Source organism: Streptomyces sp. P9-2B-2, from assembly GCF_030406865.1.
Classification (GTDB): Bacteria; Actinomycetota; Actinomycetes; order Streptomycetales; family Streptomycetaceae; genus Streptomyces; species Streptomyces platensis.
The window spans coordinates 6,734,300-6,749,573 of sequence record NZ_CP129126.1 but is presented as its reverse complement, the minus strand read 5'-3'; the positions used below and the strand labels follow the sequence as shown (position 1 = coordinate 6,749,573).

General features: G+C 71.5%; 11 protein-coding genes and 1 riboswitch. Of the genes, 2 read left to right on the top strand and 9 right to left on the bottom strand.

Features of this window, described 5'->3' with window-relative positions; genetic code table 11:
- Positions 1 to 22: 22 nt before the first annotated feature.
- The 4 genes from QT196_RS29745 to QT196_RS29730 all read right to left on the bottom strand — a co-directional run bounded on the left by QT196_RS29745 (position 23) and on the right by QT196_RS29730 (position 5,553).
- Positions 23 to 688, bottom strand: a complete 666-nt coding sequence (locus QT196_RS29745; protein ID WP_168481730.1) for a thymidine kinase — start codon at positions 686 to 688, stop codon at positions 23 to 25.
- A gap of 61 nt (positions 689 to 749) precedes the next feature.
- The gene (locus QT196_RS29740) at positions 750 to 1,940 is read right to left on the bottom strand and encodes a nucleotide pyrophosphatase/phosphodiesterase family protein (protein WP_168481729.1); all 1,191 of its coding nucleotides are present in this window, start codon (positions 1,938 to 1,940) and stop codon (positions 750 to 752) included.
- Complete coding sequence (locus QT196_RS29735) at positions 1,940 to 2,530, bottom strand: DUF5998 family protein (RefSeq protein WP_006602644.1); 591 nt, start codon at positions 2,528 to 2,530, stop codon at positions 1,940 to 1,942. The genes QT196_RS29740 and QT196_RS29735 overlap by 1 nt, the downstream gene beginning before the upstream one ends.
- A gap of 38 nt (positions 2,531 to 2,568) precedes the next feature.
- Complete coding sequence (locus tag QT196_RS29730) at positions 2,569 to 5,553, bottom strand: bifunctional GNAT family N-acetyltransferase/acetate--CoA ligase family protein (protein ID WP_290356010.1); 2,985 nt, start codon at positions 5,551 to 5,553, stop codon at positions 2,569 to 2,571.
- Positions 5,554 to 5,760: 207 nt separating this feature from the next.
- Between QT196_RS29730 and QT196_RS29725 the strand changes: the two genes are divergently transcribed.
- Positions 5,761 to 6,042 carry an HPr family phosphocarrier protein gene (locus tag QT196_RS29725; protein ID WP_033267424.1) on the top strand — a complete coding sequence of 94 codons (282 nt, stop codon included), beginning with the start codon at positions 5,761 to 5,763 and terminating at the stop codon, positions 6,040 to 6,042.
- Between the two features lie 314 nt (positions 6,043 to 6,356).
- Here the strand turns inward: QT196_RS29725 and QT196_RS29720 are convergent, their stop codons facing one another.
- From QT196_RS29720 to QT196_RS29705, 4 genes are all read right to left on the bottom strand, one after another.
- Positions 6,357 to 7,046, bottom strand: coding sequence for a GntR family transcriptional regulator (locus tag QT196_RS29720; protein WP_168481728.1), 690 nt, complete (start codon positions 7,044 to 7,046; stop codon positions 6,357 to 6,359).
- A 261-nt stretch (positions 7,047 to 7,307) separates the two neighbouring features.
- Positions 7,308 to 8,108, bottom strand: coding sequence for a M23 family metallopeptidase (locus QT196_RS29715; RefSeq protein WP_168481727.1), 801 nt, complete (start codon positions 8,106 to 8,108; stop codon positions 7,308 to 7,310).
- Between the two features lie 12 nt (positions 8,109 to 8,120).
- Positions 8,121 to 8,276: riboswitch (cyclic di-AMP (ydaO/yuaA leader) on the bottom strand.
- 211 nt (positions 8,277 to 8,487) lie between these two features.
- On the bottom strand, positions 8,488 to 9,870 hold the full coding sequence (locus QT196_RS29710; protein ID WP_290356740.1) for a pitrilysin family protein: 1,383 nt from the start codon (positions 9,868 to 9,870) through the stop codon (positions 8,488 to 8,490).
- Between the two features lie 38 nt (positions 9,871 to 9,908).
- Positions 9,909 to 11,249 (bottom strand): pitrilysin family protein, encoded by a 1,341-nt coding sequence (locus QT196_RS29705; RefSeq protein WP_168484060.1) that lies wholly within the window; start codon positions 11,247 to 11,249, stop codon positions 9,909 to 9,911.
- A gap of 289 nt (positions 11,250 to 11,538) precedes the next feature.
- Between QT196_RS29705 and QT196_RS29700 the strand changes: the two genes are divergently transcribed.
- The gene (locus tag QT196_RS29700) at positions 11,539 to 13,986 is read left to right on the top strand and encodes a DNA topoisomerase IV subunit A (protein ID WP_168481726.1); all 2,448 of its coding nucleotides are present in this window, start codon (positions 11,539 to 11,541) and stop codon (positions 13,984 to 13,986) included.
- Positions 13,987 to 14,050: 64 nt separating this feature from the next.
- On the opposite strand, the gene QT196_RS29695 is transcribed toward QT196_RS29700, so the two are convergent.
- A complete protein-coding gene (locus QT196_RS29695; RefSeq protein WP_168481725.1) occupies positions 14,051 to 15,175 on the bottom strand; it encodes a CobW family GTP-binding protein in 1,125 nt (374 codons plus the stop codon).
- Positions 15,176 to 15,274: the final 99 nt, after the last annotated feature.

Genomic DNA, 15,274 nt, shown 5'->3' with positions numbered 1-15,274 from the left:
GGAGGCCGTCCGTAGGCAGCTGCTACCTCGCGTGGTCGACCGGCAGGACGTCCGGGGAGAGCGCGACCGCCCGGGCGGACGCCGAGGTCTGGCGGCGGCGGTGGTGACGCCGGCACAGCACCTCGTAGCCGACCTCGGCCGGTGGGCCGTCCGCGTCGCCGACGACATCGCCGACCACGACCTGGGCGCCCTCGACGACCATCCGGTTGCCGACCGTGCGGGCGTTGTGCGTGGCGCGGGCGCCGCACCAGCACAGTGCCTCGACCTGAAGTACCTCTACCCGGTCCGCCAGTTCGACCAGGCGCTGGGATCCGGGGAAGAGCTTGCTGCGGAAGTCGGTGCTGATGCCGAAGGCGAAGACGTCCAGTTCGAGGTCGTCGACGACCCGGGCGAGCTGGTCGATCTGTTCGGGGGCGAGGAACTGGGCCTCGTCGGCGATGACGTAGTCGACCCGGCCGCCGGAGGAGAGCTGGCCGACGACATGTGCGTAGAAGTCCATGTCGTCCGCCGCCTCCACGGCCTCGGTGACCAGCCCGAGGCGGGAGGAGAGCTTGCCGTGGCCGGCCCGGTCGTTGCGGCTGTAGATCATTCCCTGGAGTCCGCGGGACGAGCGGTTGTGCTCGATCTGTAGGGCCAGTGTCGACTTGCCGCAGTCCATCGTTCCGGAGAAGAACACCAGCTCGGGCATGGGTGGTTGCGGGCCTTTCGGGCTCGTGGGGGGTAGGGCGACGGGCGGGCGGCCGTACGGGTCAGGTGCGGACTTCCAGGAGCGGCACCAGCTGCTCCACCGGGGTCATGGAGCCGTGCATCCCGACCATCTCCGACTCCCGGGGCTCTCGTTCCGTCGCGATGATCACCATGTCTGCGTGAGCGGCGGCGACGACATCGCCGATCCGGGCACGCACCCGGTCGTCGACCTGCGGCCCGAACCACCCCGCGGCGATGGCCTCTTCACGACTGGCCACCCACATCTGCTCACCGACCACCTCGCGCCATACGGCGAGCACATCGGCGGCCGCGCCCGGGTGGGCGTACACATGGCGCGCCCGGCCCTCGCCGCCCAAGAGGCGTACGCCGGCGCGCAGTTCCCAGTCCTCGTCGAAGTCGATCCGGGAATCGGGGTCGAAGGGGATGTCGATCATGCCGTGGTCGGCGGTGATGTAGAGGGCGCTGCGCGGCGGCAGCTGCTCGGCCAGCCGCTGGGCGAGCCGGTCGACGTACATCAACTGGCCGCGCCAGGCGTCGGAGTTGACGCCGTAGCGGTGTCCCTTGCCGTCGACCTCGGAGTAGTACGTGTAGACCAGCGAACGGTCGCCGGCGGCGAGCTGTTCGGCGGCGAGGTCCATCCGCTCCTCGCCGGAGAGCCGGCCGTGGAAGGTGCCGCCGCTGAGCGCGACCTTGGTGAGCGGGGTGTGCTGGAAGTTCGGCGCGGAGACCTGGCAGGTGTGGATGCCGGCGGCGTCCGCGAGCTGGAAGACCGTCGGATACGGCTGCCAGACATAGGGGTCGGTCCACGGGTACCAGCGCAGCTGGTTCATCAGGGCGCCGGTCGCCGGGTCCTCACAGGTGTAGCCGGGCAGGCCGTGGGCGCCCGGCGGCAGTCCGGTGCCGACCGAGGCCAGGGAGGTGGCAGTGGTGGACGGGAAGCCCGCGGTGAGCGGACGGCCGCTGCCGTTGAACGACGTGCCCAGGAGCGAGGTGAGGAACGGCGCCTCCTCCGGGTGCGCACGCAGCAGCTCCCAGCCGAGGCCGTCGATCAGGAAGACACAGGCCCGGTCGGCGGGGGCCAGCTCCATCGCGCCGGCGGTGCCGGGTATGCCCAGCCCGGTGGCGATGGTGGGCAGCAGATCGGCGAGGGAGGCGGTGCCGTATCGGGGTACGGGGGCGCTGAGCGGGTCGAGCGGTTCGGGTTCCGGCCAGGCGGGGGCGGTGTGGACCATCAGCGGGTGGTGGTGGCCGCGGTGGCCTCGGAGAGCGCCTGGGCGAAGGTGAGCGTCTCGCGCACCGAGTCCGGGCCGTCGCCGGCCTCGCTGACGCGCAGCGAGAGGTCGTCGGCGGTGGAGGAGCCCGTGTAGCCGTGGTCCGCCTCGCAGTTGGGGTCGCCGCAGGCGGCCGGCTCCAGGTCCAGGCGGGCGACCGCGCCCCAGCCGATGGTCAGCACGACCTCGCGGGGCAGCTGGCCCGGGGTGTAGGACTCCGGGTTGGCGACCACCCGGCTGAGCACCACGGAGGAGATCCGGCCCAGCTTGACGGACTCGGTGGAGGTGGTGGCGTACGGCGACGGGGAGGTGGCGTCGGCGGCCTGCTCGTCGGTGTGGCTGACGATGAAGCGGGTGCCGGTCAGGACCAGGACCGTGACATGGCGGCGGACCTCGTTGGCGTCGAAGGTCGTCTCTTGATGGACGAGGTACGACACCACCGGCTCACCGCCGACCGCGGCCTGCACCGCCTCGGCCACGAGCGTCGGGTAATAGCCACTGCGCTCGATTGCCGCGCGCAGCCCCTGGGTCGTCGTACCGGTCTTAGCCATGGAGTCCATCTTACGGGGCGTACCGGGCCGCGAGAGCCTCAGTAGACGGGTAGCCGGCGGGGGCCGAGGTCGGTGGTGGCGGGGGGCCTGGCCAGCCGGACGGTCGCGCCGAGGACGGACAGCCCGTGGGCTGCGACGACGACCGGTTCGAGGTCCACGCCGACGACCTCGGGGTGGTCGTCGACGAGCCGGGAGACGCGCAGCAGCAGCTCGGCCAGGGCTGCGGTGTCCACGGGCTGGGAGCCGCGCCAGCCGAACAGCAGCGGGGCGGCGCGGATCGAGCGGATCTGCTCGGCGACCTCGCGGTCGGTGGCGGGGATGAGGCGGTGGGCGATGTCGCCGAGCAGCTGGGAGGGCGCCCCGGCGAGGCCGAAGGAGAGGACGGCGCCGGCGGCCGGGTCGATGGCGGCGCGGACGACCGTGTCCACACCGCGCGGCACCATGGACTGGACGACCGGGCGCAGCTCCTCCGGGGAGCCGAGGAAGTCGGTCAATTCGGCGTAGGTCCGGCGGAGTTCGGCCTCACCGGCGATGTCCAGGCGTACGCCGCCGAGATCGGGGCGGTGGCGCAGATGGGGTGCGGTGGTCTTGAGGGCCACCGGGTAGCCGAGGCGGGCGGCGGCGCGGACGGCGGTGTCCGGGTCGGGGGCCGGGAGGACGGGGCAGGTGCGGATGCCGTAACGGGCCAGCAGGGCCTCGGCGTCCTGGGGCGGCACCGGGACGGAGCGGCCACTGGGGACGTCGGGGGTGAGCCGGTCCAGGAGGCGCTCGATGTCGGCGCCGGCCTGGACCTCCTGGATGTCGTCGTACTCCGGCACCCGGCCCGGATCGACCGCCTCCCGGCGCCAGGCGGCATAGCGGACGGCCTCGGCGAGCGAACGGACGGCGCGCTCGGCGGCAGGGTAGGCGGGGATCCGGAGGGGCTCCCGACGGGGGCGGCGCGGTGGGCCGGCCTCGGCGTCGCGGGCCGGGGGCGCCTGGCGTGTGGTGAGGGTGGGCGGTGGGCCGGTGGGGGCCGGGGGGCGTGGGGCGCGAGCCGGGACGGGCGGGAAGGGCGGGGGCGCCGGGGCCGGGGCCGCGGGTTGGGCCGCCGGCTTGGGGTCGCCCCTGTCGGGAGCTTCGGGCTCGGCCGGTTGGGCCGGTGCCGCGAGTGTCTCCGCCAGGTCTTCCATCGCGAGGTGGACGACGGTGACCGGCTTCTGGGGGTGGGCGGTCGCGGCGGTACGCAGGGCGTCGGCGAGCGCGGCGCCCTCGCTGCCGCCCGGGGAGACGGCGGCCCCCTCCCCCACCCAGGGAATGGCCGTGACGACCACGGCATCGCAGCCGTCGGCGGCGAGCGCCTCGGCGAGCGCGGCCCGGAAGTCGTCCGGTGTCGCGGCGGAGGCCAGGACGTGGGGGCGCAGCGGGCGCAGCCCCTCGGTCAGGCAGGCGTCGTACGCCAGCAGGGCCAGCGACTCGGAGTTGCCGAGGATGGCGATCCGCGGGCCGGCCGGCAGGGGCTGGGAGGCGAGCAGCAGCCCGGCGTCGATCAGTTCGGTGACCGTGTCGACGCGGATCACGCCGGCCTGGCGCATCAGGGCGGCGACGGTGCTGTCGGGGACCCGGACGGTGGGCACCGCATGGCCGGGCGGGGCGGTGCCGTTGTGCCGGGCGCCCTTGGCGACCACCACCGGTTTGACGGCGGCGGTGCGGCGGGCGAGGCGGGCGAATTTGCGAGGGTTGCCGATGGACTCCAGATAGAGGATCACGACATCGGTGTCCGGGTCCTCGTACCAGTACTGGAGGAGGTCGTTGCCGGAGACGTCGGCGCGGTTGCCGGCCGAGACGAAGGCGGAGACACCGGCGATCCCGCCGTCCCCGGGGCCGCGCGCATGCAGTCCGCTGAGCAGGGCGATGCCGATGGCGCCGGACTGGGTGAAGAGGCCGATGTGACCGGCGCCGGGCATCCGCGGGGCGAGCGAGGCGTTCAGCCGGACGTCCGGGGCGGTGTTTATCAGGCCGAAGGCGTTGGGCCCGATCAGCCGCATGCCGTAGGACCGGGCCTGCCGGAGCAGGGCGCGCTGCCGCTCCCGCCCGTCCGGGCCCGCCTCGGCGTACCCGGAGGACAGCACCAGCACGCCCTGGACCCCGTGCTCGCCGCAGTCGCGGATCACCTCCGGGACGCTGTCCGCGGGGACGGCGATGACGGCGAGGTCCACCGGGTCGGCGATCTCCCGCAGGGCGCGGACGGCCGGTACGTCTTCCGGGTCGAGCCGCCGCAGATCCTCGGGGAAGGCGTGATTGACGGCGTGCACCCGGCCCGTGAAGCCGGAGTCCAGGAGGCTGCGCAGGGCGGTGCGACCGAGGCCGCCGGGGGCCCGGCCGGTGCCGATGACGGCGACCGAGCCCGGTGCGAGCAGCCGCTGTACGGAGCGGGCCTCGGCGCGCTGCTCCCGCCCGCGCATCACGGCCATGGACTGCTCGGTCGGCTCCAGGTCGAACTCGAGCCGGACCACGCCGTCCTCGAAGGTGCGCTTGTGGGTGTAGCCGGCGTCCGTGAACACCTTGATCATCTTGGAGTTCGCGGGGAGCACCTCGGCGGCGAACCGGCGGATGCCGCGTTCGCGGGCGACGGCCGCGATGTGCTCCAGGAGGGCGGAGGCGACGCCGCGGCCCTGGTGGGCGTCCTGGACGAGGAAGGCGACCTCGGCCTGGTCGTCGTCGGGGTCCTTGGCGGGCAGGCCCTGGTCGTTGATCCGGTCGTAGCGGACGGTGGCGATGAACTCGCCGCCGACCGTGGCGGCCAGCCCGACCCGGTCGATGTAGTCGTGGTGGGTGAAACGGTGCACATCGCGGTCGGACAGGCGCGGGTAGGGCGCGAAGAAGCGGTAGTACTTCGATTCGTCCGAGACCTGCTCGTAGAAGGAGACCAACCGCTCGGCGTCGTCAGGGGTGATGGGGCGGATCCGCGCCGTGCCGCCGTCACGCAGCACCACGTCGGCTTCCCAGTGGGTCGGGTACGCGTGCTCCGGCGGCGTCTGCATGCGGACAGCGTACGACCGGCCACCGACAACTGACCGGCGCGCGTACGCTCGGGATGCGGGGCAGGCTCGGACCCCGTAGGGCATACGGCCTGCCGGGCCTCCCCCGGGCCCCACGGCCGCGCAGGCCGCAACGCAGGGCCGGTGGACCACACCCGGCAGCGTGAGAGACTGGTCTAGACAACTGTCACGACTTTGAAGGGCAACACCATGGCAGAGCGCCGCGTCAATGTCGGTTGGGCCGAGGGCCTGCACGCCCGCCCCGCGTCGATCTTCGTCCGTGCGGCCACCGCCTCCGGCGTCCCGATGACGATCGCCAAGGCCGATGGCAACCCCGTCAACGCGGCCTCCATGCTCGCGGTCCTCGGCCTCGGCGCCCAGGGTGGCGAGGAGATCGTCCTGGCCTCCGACGCCGAGGGTGCCGAGGTGGCGCTGGACCGTCTCGCCAAGCTCGTCGCCGAGGGTCTCGAGGAGCTTCCCGAGACCGTCTGAGTCCGCCAGGGCTTCTGCTGCATGCGGCGGCCCCGCAGCGGTGACCGGATCGGTTGCCGCTGCGGGGCCGTTTCGCTACGTGCATTCCCCTTGGGGACGGATACGTGGGAATTCCGCGACGCCCGCCATCCGGGGTCGATGGCGAACGCTATTCGGGGTCGACCGCGATCTGAGAGCCACCCGCAAAAGCACACAGCATTAAGCACACGCAGCGCCGGCGGAAATAGGCATGCCGAATGCGAGCTCGGATCGAATAACGCACCGCCGCGCACCGCAGCTACCGATTTCGCGCCTCTTTGTATACGGGGCGAATGTTAAGGGCGGACGCGTGCCGTGTTGACGGGTCGTTTCGGATCCCTCACCTCGGGGGCGGTGGGGCGCCGCAGCCGGTAGACGGGGAGCGAGCGCTCGACATGAGCCGCCATCAGGGCGCGCGCCCGTTCCGCGTCTCCCCGGGCCACCGCGTCCAGCACCGCGCCGTGTTCGTCCCAGGACTCGCCGGCCCGGGACGGGGGTTCCACCGTGTACATCCACTCGATCTTGCGGCGCAGTTGGGTCAGCAGCGCCGTCAGGCTGGGGCTGCCGACCGCCTGAGCAAGCGTTTCGTGGAACCAGCCGTCCAGTTGGCGCAGATCCGCCGGGTTGCCGTGACGGGCCCGCTCGCGGCCGAGCCGTACCAGGCCGCGGAGCACTTTGAGGTGGGCCGGGCTGCGGCGGGCGGCCGCGCGGGCGGCGCCCAGTGGCTCCAACAGGGCGCGGATGTCCAGGAGGTCGGCCGCCTCCTGCTCGGTGGGCTCGGCGACGCAGGCGCCCGCGTGGTGGCGGGTGGTGACAAAGCCCTCGGACTGAAGGGTGCGCAGTGCTTCGCGCACCGGCACTCTGGAGACGCCGTAACGGGCCGCCAGGATCTCCTCGATCAGCCGGCTCCCCGGCGCCAGCGCACCGGAGACAATGTCGTCGCGAATCGCCGTGCACACCGCATGCGCGGAAATATGGCCTCGCATCTTCCGCGCCTCCGCCGTAATCCCCTGGAAACGCCGCCGGTCGGCGACTTTTCGGTGACTCTATTCGACCGGCACGGCTTTTCCGACGGGGTCCGGGTATTCATGGATAACTTTTGGCCGGAAGTCGCGGGCCCGCGGCGTAACCCGTGCGCGCACCGCACTCCGGATACGCCGAAGCCCCGGCCGTGGGACCGGGGCTCCGGAAGGACGCTCGGCGTGAGGCAGGCCCCGTAGGGGACGCGGCACCGGCGCGGCGCGGGATCAGACGTTGACGCCGTGCCCGCGCAGGTAGGAGACCGGGTCGATGTCCGAGCCGTAGTCGGCGCCGGTGCGGGCCTCGAAGTGCAGGTGCGGGCCGGTGACGTTACCGGTGGCGCCGGAGAGGCCGATCTGCTGGCCCGGGGTGACCTGCTGGCCGACCGAGACACCGAGCGACGACAGGTGGCCGTACTGGGTGTACGTGCCGTCGTTCATCTTGATCACGATGTTGTTGCCGTACGAGCCGCCCCAGCCGGCCTCGACGACGGTGCCCGAGCCGACCGCGTGGACGCTGGTGCCGGAGGCCGCGTGGAAGTCGATACCGGTGTGGCTGCCGGAGGACCACAGGCCGCTGGAGGCCTTGTAGGAGGTGGAGACGTAGGAGTCGGAAATCGGGGCGACGAAGGCGTTGAGGCGCTTGCGCTCCGCGTCGCGGGCGGCTCGCACCTTGGCCTCGTGGGCGGCCTTGGCCTTCTTCTTCGCCGCCTCGGCACGCCGCTTGGCCTCGTCGGCCTGCTTCTTGGCGACGGCCTCGGCCTTCGCCCGCGCCGCGGCGATCTCGGCGTCGGCCTGCTGCGCGTCGGCCTGGGCCTCGACACGGCTGGCGAGCTCGTCCCCCATCACGACGGCCTGCTGGAGCCCGGTGTCGTGCGCGCGTGCCTCGTCCGTCGCGGCCAGCGCCGGCGAGGCCACGGAAGCGACCACACCACCGGCCGCGAGGGTGGCTATGCCGGCGATGTTGCGGCCCGTCTTGACGGGACGGCTCGTGCGACGGTGCTTCCCGGTGGCACGGATGAACGCCATGTGCTGGCTTGTCCTTTCCCTCCTTCTCGCCTACCGGGTTAGCTGACGGGTTCGGAGCAGGAAGGTCTCCTACGGACTCCTCGGAGAGGAGCCCGATTCACCCCAAGGGACATATGGGTCCCCGGCTCCCCTGGCTCGCGCCGTACGGGGACTCGGCGATGACTGCCCGGTGCCACTGTTGTGGCGGACTTGTGACGAACAGCCGGACCGACGCTAAACGGGGCAACTTTCAATCGGCAAACAGATCAGCTTTTTTGTGCGGGATGCCACAAGAACCGGGGCACCAGCCGCGATAAACCGGACATACAGCGGCTCCCGTGGCCGATAAGCACCACGGGAGCCGCATGTCGACATATGACCTTCCGTCACACCGGCGGGACTAGCCGCTGACGACGGTCACCTCACCGATGCCCAGCGCCTTGACCGGCTCGGCGATCTGTGCCGCGTCGCCCACCAGGACGGTCACCAGCCGGTCCACGGGGAAGGCGTTGACCGCCGCCGCGGTCGCCTCGACCGTGCCGGTCTCCACGAGGCGGGCGTACAACTGCGCCTGGAAGTGATCCGGCAGCTGCTGCTCCACCTGGTCGGCGAGGGTGCCCGCGACGGCCGCCGCGGTCTCGTACTTCAGCGGCGCGACCCCGACGAGGTTCTGCACGGCGACATCCCGCTCCTCGTCCGTCAGCCCCTCTGCCGCGAGGGTGCGCAGCACCTTCCACAGGTCCTCGAGCGCCGGAACGGTGGAGCCGGTGTCCACCGAGCCGCTGATGGCCAGTAGCGCGGCGCCCGTCGACCCCTCGGGGGAGGTGGGGGCGGTGGAGCGCAGCACCTGGCCGAAGGCGCGCACCCCGTAGGTGTAGCCCTTCTCCTCCCGCAGCACACGGTCCAGACGGGAGGTGAGGGTGCCGCCCAGGCAGTACGTGCCGAGGACCTGTGCGGGCCACACCCGGTCGTGCCGGTCGGCACCGATACGGCCGATGAGCAGCTGCGTCTGGACGGCCCCGGGGCGGTCCACGATCACTACCCGGCCGGTGTCGTCGGCGACGATCGGCGCGGCCGTCAGCGGCTCGGCCGTGGAGCCGGTCCAGGCGCCGAGGGTGCCGGCGAGGGCCACGTCGAGGTCGACGCCGGTGAGGTCACCGACGATGACGGCGGTGGCCGTGGCGGGCCGGACGTGGGCGTCGTAGAAGGCACGGACGGCCGCGGCGTCGATGCGCGCGACGGTCTCCTCGGTGCCCTGCCGGGGCCGCGACATACGGGCGGTGGCCGGGAACAGCTCCTTGGACAGCGACATCGCGGCACGGCGGGCCGGGTTGGCGAGCTCGTGCGGAATCTCGTCGAGGCGGTTGCGGACCAGCCGCTCGACCTCGCTCTCCGGGAAGGCGGGCGCCCGCAGCGCGTCGGCGAGCAGGCCGAGCGCGCGGTTCAGCCGGGACACCGGCACTTCGAGGGAGACCCGTACGCCGGGGTGGTCGGCGTGCGCGTCCAGAGTGGCGCCGCAGCGTTCCAGCTCGGCGGCGAACTCCTCCGCGTCCAGCGTGTCGGTGCCCTCGGACAGCGCACGCGCCATGATCGTGGCGACGCCGTCCAGGCCCGCGGGCTCGGCGTCCAGCGGCGCGACGAGGTTGATCTCGACGGCGACGACCTGCTGGCCGGGGCGGTGGCTCGTCAGGAGGGTGAGCCCGTTGGGGAGTTGGCTGCGCTCGGGGGCAGGGAAGGCCCACGGCTTGGGCGCGCCCCCCTGGGGCTGCGGGTGGAAGTCCATGGTGCTCACGGGGGAATCGGCGTGGGTGGTGGCGTCGCTCACTGGTCCGCCTCCCCTTCCTCGGTGTCGGCGGCGTCGGTCGGCTCGGTGGGCTCGTAGACGAGCACCGCGCGGTTGTCGGGGCGCAGCCGGGCCTTGGCGACGGCCTGCACCTCCTCCGGGGTGATCTCCAGCACCCGCTGCACGGCGGTCAGCGCGAGCTGCGGGTCACCGAACAGGACGGCGAAGCGGCACAGTTCGTCGGCGCGGCCGCTGACCGTGGCCAGCCGGTCGAGCCATTCGCGCTCCAGCTGGGCCTGCGCCCGCTCCATCTCTTCCGGCGTCGGCCCCTCGGCGGCGAACCGGGCCAGCTCCTCGTCGACCGCGCGCTCGATGTCGGGAACCTCGACCCCGCCGGACGTCTTCACGTCCAGCCAGCCCAGCGAGGGGGCGCCGGCCAGCCGCAGCAGGCCGAAGCCGGCGGCGACGGCGCTGCGGTCGCGGCGCACCAGCCGGTTGTACAGGCGCGAGGACTCGCCGCCGCCCAGGACGGTCAGCGCCAGGTCCCCGGCGTCCGCCTCACGGGTGCCGTCGTGCGGCAGGCGGTAGGCCGCCATCAGGGCGCGGGAGGGCACGTCCTCCTCGACGACCTCGCGCAGCTCGCCGCCGAGGACGTCGGGCAGGGTGCCGTCCCGGGGCGGCTGCTTGCCGTCGTGCGAGGGGATCGAACCGAAGTACTTCTCGATCCAGGCCAGCGTCCGCTCGGGGTCGATGTCGCCGACGACCGACAGGACGGCGTTGTTGGGCGCGTAGTACGTACGGAAGAACGCCCGCGCGTCCTCCAGGGACGCCGCGTCCAGATCGGCCATCGACCCGATGGGGGTGTGGTGGTACGGGTGGCCCTCGGGGTACGCCATGGCCGTCAGCTTCTCGAAGGCCGTGCCGTAGGGGACGTTGTCGTAGCGCTGGCGGCGCTCGTTCTTGACGACGTCGCGCTGGTTCTCCAGTGAATCGTCGTCGAGCGCGGTCAGCAGCGAGCCCATCCGGTCCGCCTCCAGCCAGAGCGCGAGCTCCAGCTCATGGGCGGGCATGGTCTCGAAATAGTTGGTGCGCTCGAAGCTCGTGGTGCCGTTGAGCGAACCGCCGGCGCCCTGCACCAGCTCGAAGTGGCCGTTGCCCTTCACCTGCGCGGAACCCTGGAACATCAGATGCTCGAAGAGGTGAGCCAGGCCCGTGCGGCCCTTGACCTCGTGGCGAGAGCCGACGTCGTACCAGAGGCATACCGCCGCCACCGGGGTCAGGTGGTCTTCGGAGAGCACCACGCGCAGGCCATTGGCCAGCCGGTGCTCGGTCGCTGTCAGGCCGCCGGAGCCGGCTTGTTCTGTGGCCGTGTGACCCATGGGCATGTACGTCCCTTCGATCCGCTTGCGAGGAAGTTCTGTCACTGTATGCAAGCGCGTCGGCATCTGGCGAAGTTCCCGTCCGACCGGCCCCGAACGTACGCCGCGCTCGGCTCCAGCGGGGCCGAAGGGGGAGTCGCGGTCGGCGTTGTCAGTGGCGCGGTCCACAATGGTCCGCGTCAGACTCAGACATACTCGCGGGTCGATCCCCCAGCTGGTTGACCCGACTGGTTGACCCGACGCTTTCCCGACATCGGCAGTAGACGCAGCAGAAGGAGCCGCAGCCGCGATGGCCCGCCGCAGCACGAAGACCCCGCCGCCGGACGACTTCGAGGAGAGGATCCTCGACATCGACGTCGTCGACGAGATGCAGGGTTCCTTCCTTGAGTACGCGTATTCGGTCATCTACTCGCGCGCCTTGCCGGACGCCCGCGACGGTCTCAAGCCCGTGCACCGCCGCATTCTGTACCAGATGAACGAAATGGGGCTGCGCCCCGACCGCGGCTACGTCAAGTGCGCCCGCGTCGTCGGCGAGGTGATGGGTAAGCTCCACCCGCACGGCGACGCATCGATCTACGACGCGCTGGTGCGCATGGCGCAGCCGTTCTCCATGCGGCTGCCGCTGGTGGACGGTCACGGCAACTTCGGTTCCCTGGGCAATGACGACCCGCCCGCCGCGATGCGGTACACCGAGTGCCGGATGGCCTCCGCCACGTCCCTGATGACGGAGTCCATCGACGAGGACACCGTCGACTTCTCGCCGAACTACGACGGCCAGGAGCAGGAACCGGCCGCCCTCCCCGCCGCGTACCCGAACCTCCTGGTCAACGGCGCCTCCGGCATCGCCGTCGGTATGGCGACGAACATGCCGCCGCACAACCTCGGCGAGGTCATCGCCGCCGCCCGCCATCTGATCAAGCACCCCAACGCCGATCTCGACACCCTGATGCGCTTCGTGCCGGGTCCCGATCTGCCCACGGGCGGCCGGATCGTGGGCCTCGGCGGCGTACGGGACGCGTACGAGAAGGGCCGTGGCACGTTCAAGATCCGTGCGACGGTCACCGTGGAGAGCGTCACCGCCCGCCGCAAGGGCCTGGTCGTCACCGAACTCCCCTTCACCGTCGGCCCCGAGAAGGTCATCTCCAAGATCAAGGACCTGGTCGGGTCGAAGAAGCTCCAGGGCATCGCCGACGTCAAGGACCTCACCGACCGCGAACACGGCCTGCGGCTGGTGATCGAGGTCAAGAACGGCTTCAACCCCGAGGCCGTATTGGAGCAGCTCTACAAGCTCACGCCGATGGAGGAGTCCTTCGGCATCAACAACGTCGCGCTGGTGGACGGCCAGCCGCTGACGCTGGGCCTCAAGGAATTGCTGGAGGTCTATGTCGACCACCGCTTCAACGTGGTGCGCCGGCGCAGCGAGTTCCGGCGGACCAAGCGGCGCGACCGTCTCCACCTGGTCGAGGGCCTGCTGACGGCGCTGGTGGACATCGATGAGGTCATCCGCCTCATCCGCTCCAGCGAGAACAGCGCACAGGCCAAGGAGCGGCTGATCGAGCGCTTCTCGCTGAGCGACATCCAGACGCAGTACATCCTCGACACCCCGCTGCGCCGGCTGACCAAGTTCGACCGAATCGAGCTGGAGTCGGAGCGTGACCGGCTCCAGGACGAGATCGAGAAGCTGACGGTGATCCTGGAGTCGGACACCGAGCTGCGCAAGCTCGTCTCCAACGAGCTGGCCGCGGTCGCGAAGAAGTACGGCACGGACCGGCGGACGGTTCTGCTGGAGTCGGCGGGCCCCGCGGTCGGCGCGGTGCCGCTGGAGGTCTCCGACGACCCGTGCCGGGTGCTGCTCTCCTCGACGGGGCTGCTGGCGCGCACGGTCACCGGGGACATGGCCTTCGACATCGACGCCAAGCGCGCCAAGCACGATGTGATCGTTTCGGCGGTGCCGGCGACGACCCGTGGCGAGGTGGGGGCGGTGACGTCCCTGGGCCGGCTGCTGCGGATCTCGGTGATCGACCTGCCGCAGCTCCCGGAGACCGCGGCGGCGCCGAGCCTCTCCGGTGGCGCGCAGCTTTCGGAGTTCCTCACTCTGGAGGACGGCGAGGAGCTGATCTGTCTGACCACGCTGGACGAGTCCTCGCCGGGCCTGGCGCTCGGCACGGAACAGGGCGTCGTCAAGCGGATGGTGCCCGACTACCCGGCCAACAAGGACGAGTTGGAGGTCATCACCCTCAGGGAGGGCGACCGCATCGTCGGCGCGGTCGAGCTGCGCACCGGTGACGAGGACCTGGTCTTCATCACCAACGAGGCGCAGCTGCTGCGCTATCCGGCGTCGCAGGTGCGGCCGCAGGGCCGGCCCGCGGGCGGTATGACGGGCATCAAGCTGGGCGAGGGCGCGAAGGTGATCTCGTTCGCCGCGGTCGATCCGGCCACCGACGCCATGGTGTTCACGGTCGCCGGCTCGCACGGCACGCTGGACGACTCGGAGGCGACGGCCAAGCTCACCCCGTTCGACCAGTACCCGCGCAAGGGCCGGGCGACCGGTGGGGTGCGCTGTCAGCGGTTCCTGAAGGGCGAGGACTGTCTGACCCAGGCGTGGGCGGTGCCCGCTCCGGTACGGGCCGCGGACGCCAAGGGCAGTCCGGTGGAGCTGCCGGAGGTGGATCCGCGCCGGGACGGCTCGGGAGTGCCGCTGCCGAAGCCGGTGGCGGCGCTGGCGGGGCCGGTGTAACCGGTAGCCGCGAGGGCAGACGTGGCCGACGCCGTCGGGCCGGTGGAGAACCGGCCCGACGGCGTCACCCGTCTTCGGCTTCCTCGTCTGCTGCCACGTACCGCAGCACACCCCACATGCTGTTCGGATCGGCCTCCGAGGGTGCGCTGACCCGGCAGCTCTCCAGCTCCTTGTGCAGGGCCGGGGCGTCGACACCGCTGCCGATCATGACGAGCTGGGTGCACCGCTCCTCGCCCTTCGGCCACGGCGCGGGGTAGAAGCGCAGGAAGTCCCCGACGGCGTGCACCGTGAACTTCTGGCGGTTCTCAGGGACGTCGAAGTGGACGAAGCCCTTGATGCGGTAGAGGCCGGCCGGGCGGCTGTCGAGGAAGTCCATGAGGCGGCGCGGGTGCATCGGCTCGGCGGAGGTGAACTCCACGCTCTCGTAGGCGGCGTGGAGGTGGCCTGCGTGGTGCGTGTGGCCGGGGTGGCCGCACTCACCGGAGTGTCCGCAGTGGTCGCCGGAGTCATCGGCGGGAGCCCCGTTAGCCGCGGCCTCGCGCAGCAGGTCCTCGAAGGACAGCTGCCGGACGGCCGCGTCGAGGTCCTCGCCCGGGCCGCGGTCGAAGAACAGCTCGGGATCGACCCTCCCGTATGCGGTGCTGATCACCGGGCGGCCGGGAGCCAGATCGGCGAGCGCGTCCATGAGTGACCGCCGCGCCGCGTCACCGATGCGATCGGCCTTGTTGAGCACCACGATGTCGGCGATGGCCACATGCCGGTCCAGTTCGGGATGCCGGGCGCGGGTGTCGTCGAACTCCGCGGCGTCGACGACCTCGATCAGCCCGCCGTAGACGATCCGGTCGTTGTCGCTGGCCAGGATCATCCGGATGAGTTCCTGCGGCTCGGCCAGTCCGCTGGCCTCGATGACGATCACATCGATACGGGCGGCGGGGCGGGCCAGCCGCTCCAGGTAGGTGTCCAGCTCGCTGGTGTCGACCGCGCAGCACAGACAGCCGTTGCCGAGCGAGACCATCGAGTCGACCTGCCCGGCGACGGTCATGGCATCGATCTCGATGCTGCCGAAGTCATTGACGATCGCGCCGATCCGGGTGCCGTCACCATTGCCCAGCAGGTGGTTGAGGAGGGTGGTCTTGCCCGACCCGAGGAAGCCCGCGAGCACGACGACCGGGATCTGTTGCGTGGCCAAGGGAGCGCCTCCATGGTGCGGGTGGCGGGCCGCGCGGACCGGCGGCGGACGAGCTGTCGATCGTAACGGACCGTCGGCGCCGCGGGCCCGGCTCGGCCT

What these genes read in the sequence shown, in the direction of transcription:
- QT196_RS29735 (WP_006602644.1), bottom strand. Translation starts at nt 2,530, where the DNA reads ATGGCTAAGACCGGTACGACGACCCAGGGGCTGCGCGCGGCAATCGAG.
- QT196_RS29720 (WP_168481728.1), bottom strand. Translation starts at nt 7,046, where the DNA reads ATGCGAGGCCATATTTCCGCGCATGCGGTGTGCACGGCGATTCGCGAC.
- QT196_RS29700 (WP_168481726.1), top strand. Translation starts at nt 11,539, where the DNA reads ATGGCCCGCCGCAGCACGAAGACCCCGCCGCCGGACGACTTCGAGGAG.
- QT196_RS29710 (WP_290356740.1), bottom strand. Translation starts at nt 9,870, where the DNA reads ATGGACTTCCACCCGCAGCCCCAGGGGGGCGCGCCCAAGCCGTGGGCC.
- QT196_RS29705 (WP_168484060.1), bottom strand. Translation starts at nt 11,249, where the DNA reads ATGGGTCACACGGCCACAGAACAAGCCGGCTCCGGCGGCCTGACAGCG.
- QT196_RS29715 (WP_168481727.1), bottom strand. Translation starts at nt 8,108, where the DNA reads ATGGCGTTCATCCGTGCCACCGGGAAGCACCGTCGCACGAGCCGTCCC.
- QT196_RS29740 (WP_168481729.1), bottom strand. Translation starts at nt 1,940, where the DNA reads ATGGTCCACACCGCCCCCGCCTGGCCGGAACCCGAACCGCTCGACCCG.
- QT196_RS29730 (WP_290356010.1), bottom strand. Translation starts at nt 5,553, where the DNA reads ATGCAGACGCCGCCGGAGCACGCGTACCCGACCCACTGGGAAGCCGAC.
- QT196_RS29725 (WP_033267424.1), top strand. Translation starts at nt 5,761, where the DNA reads ATGGCAGAGCGCCGCGTCAATGTCGGTTGGGCCGAGGGCCTGCACGCC.
- QT196_RS29745 (WP_168481730.1), bottom strand. Translation starts at nt 688, where the DNA reads ATGCCCGAGCTGGTGTTCTTCTCCGGAACGATGGACTGCGGCAAGTCG.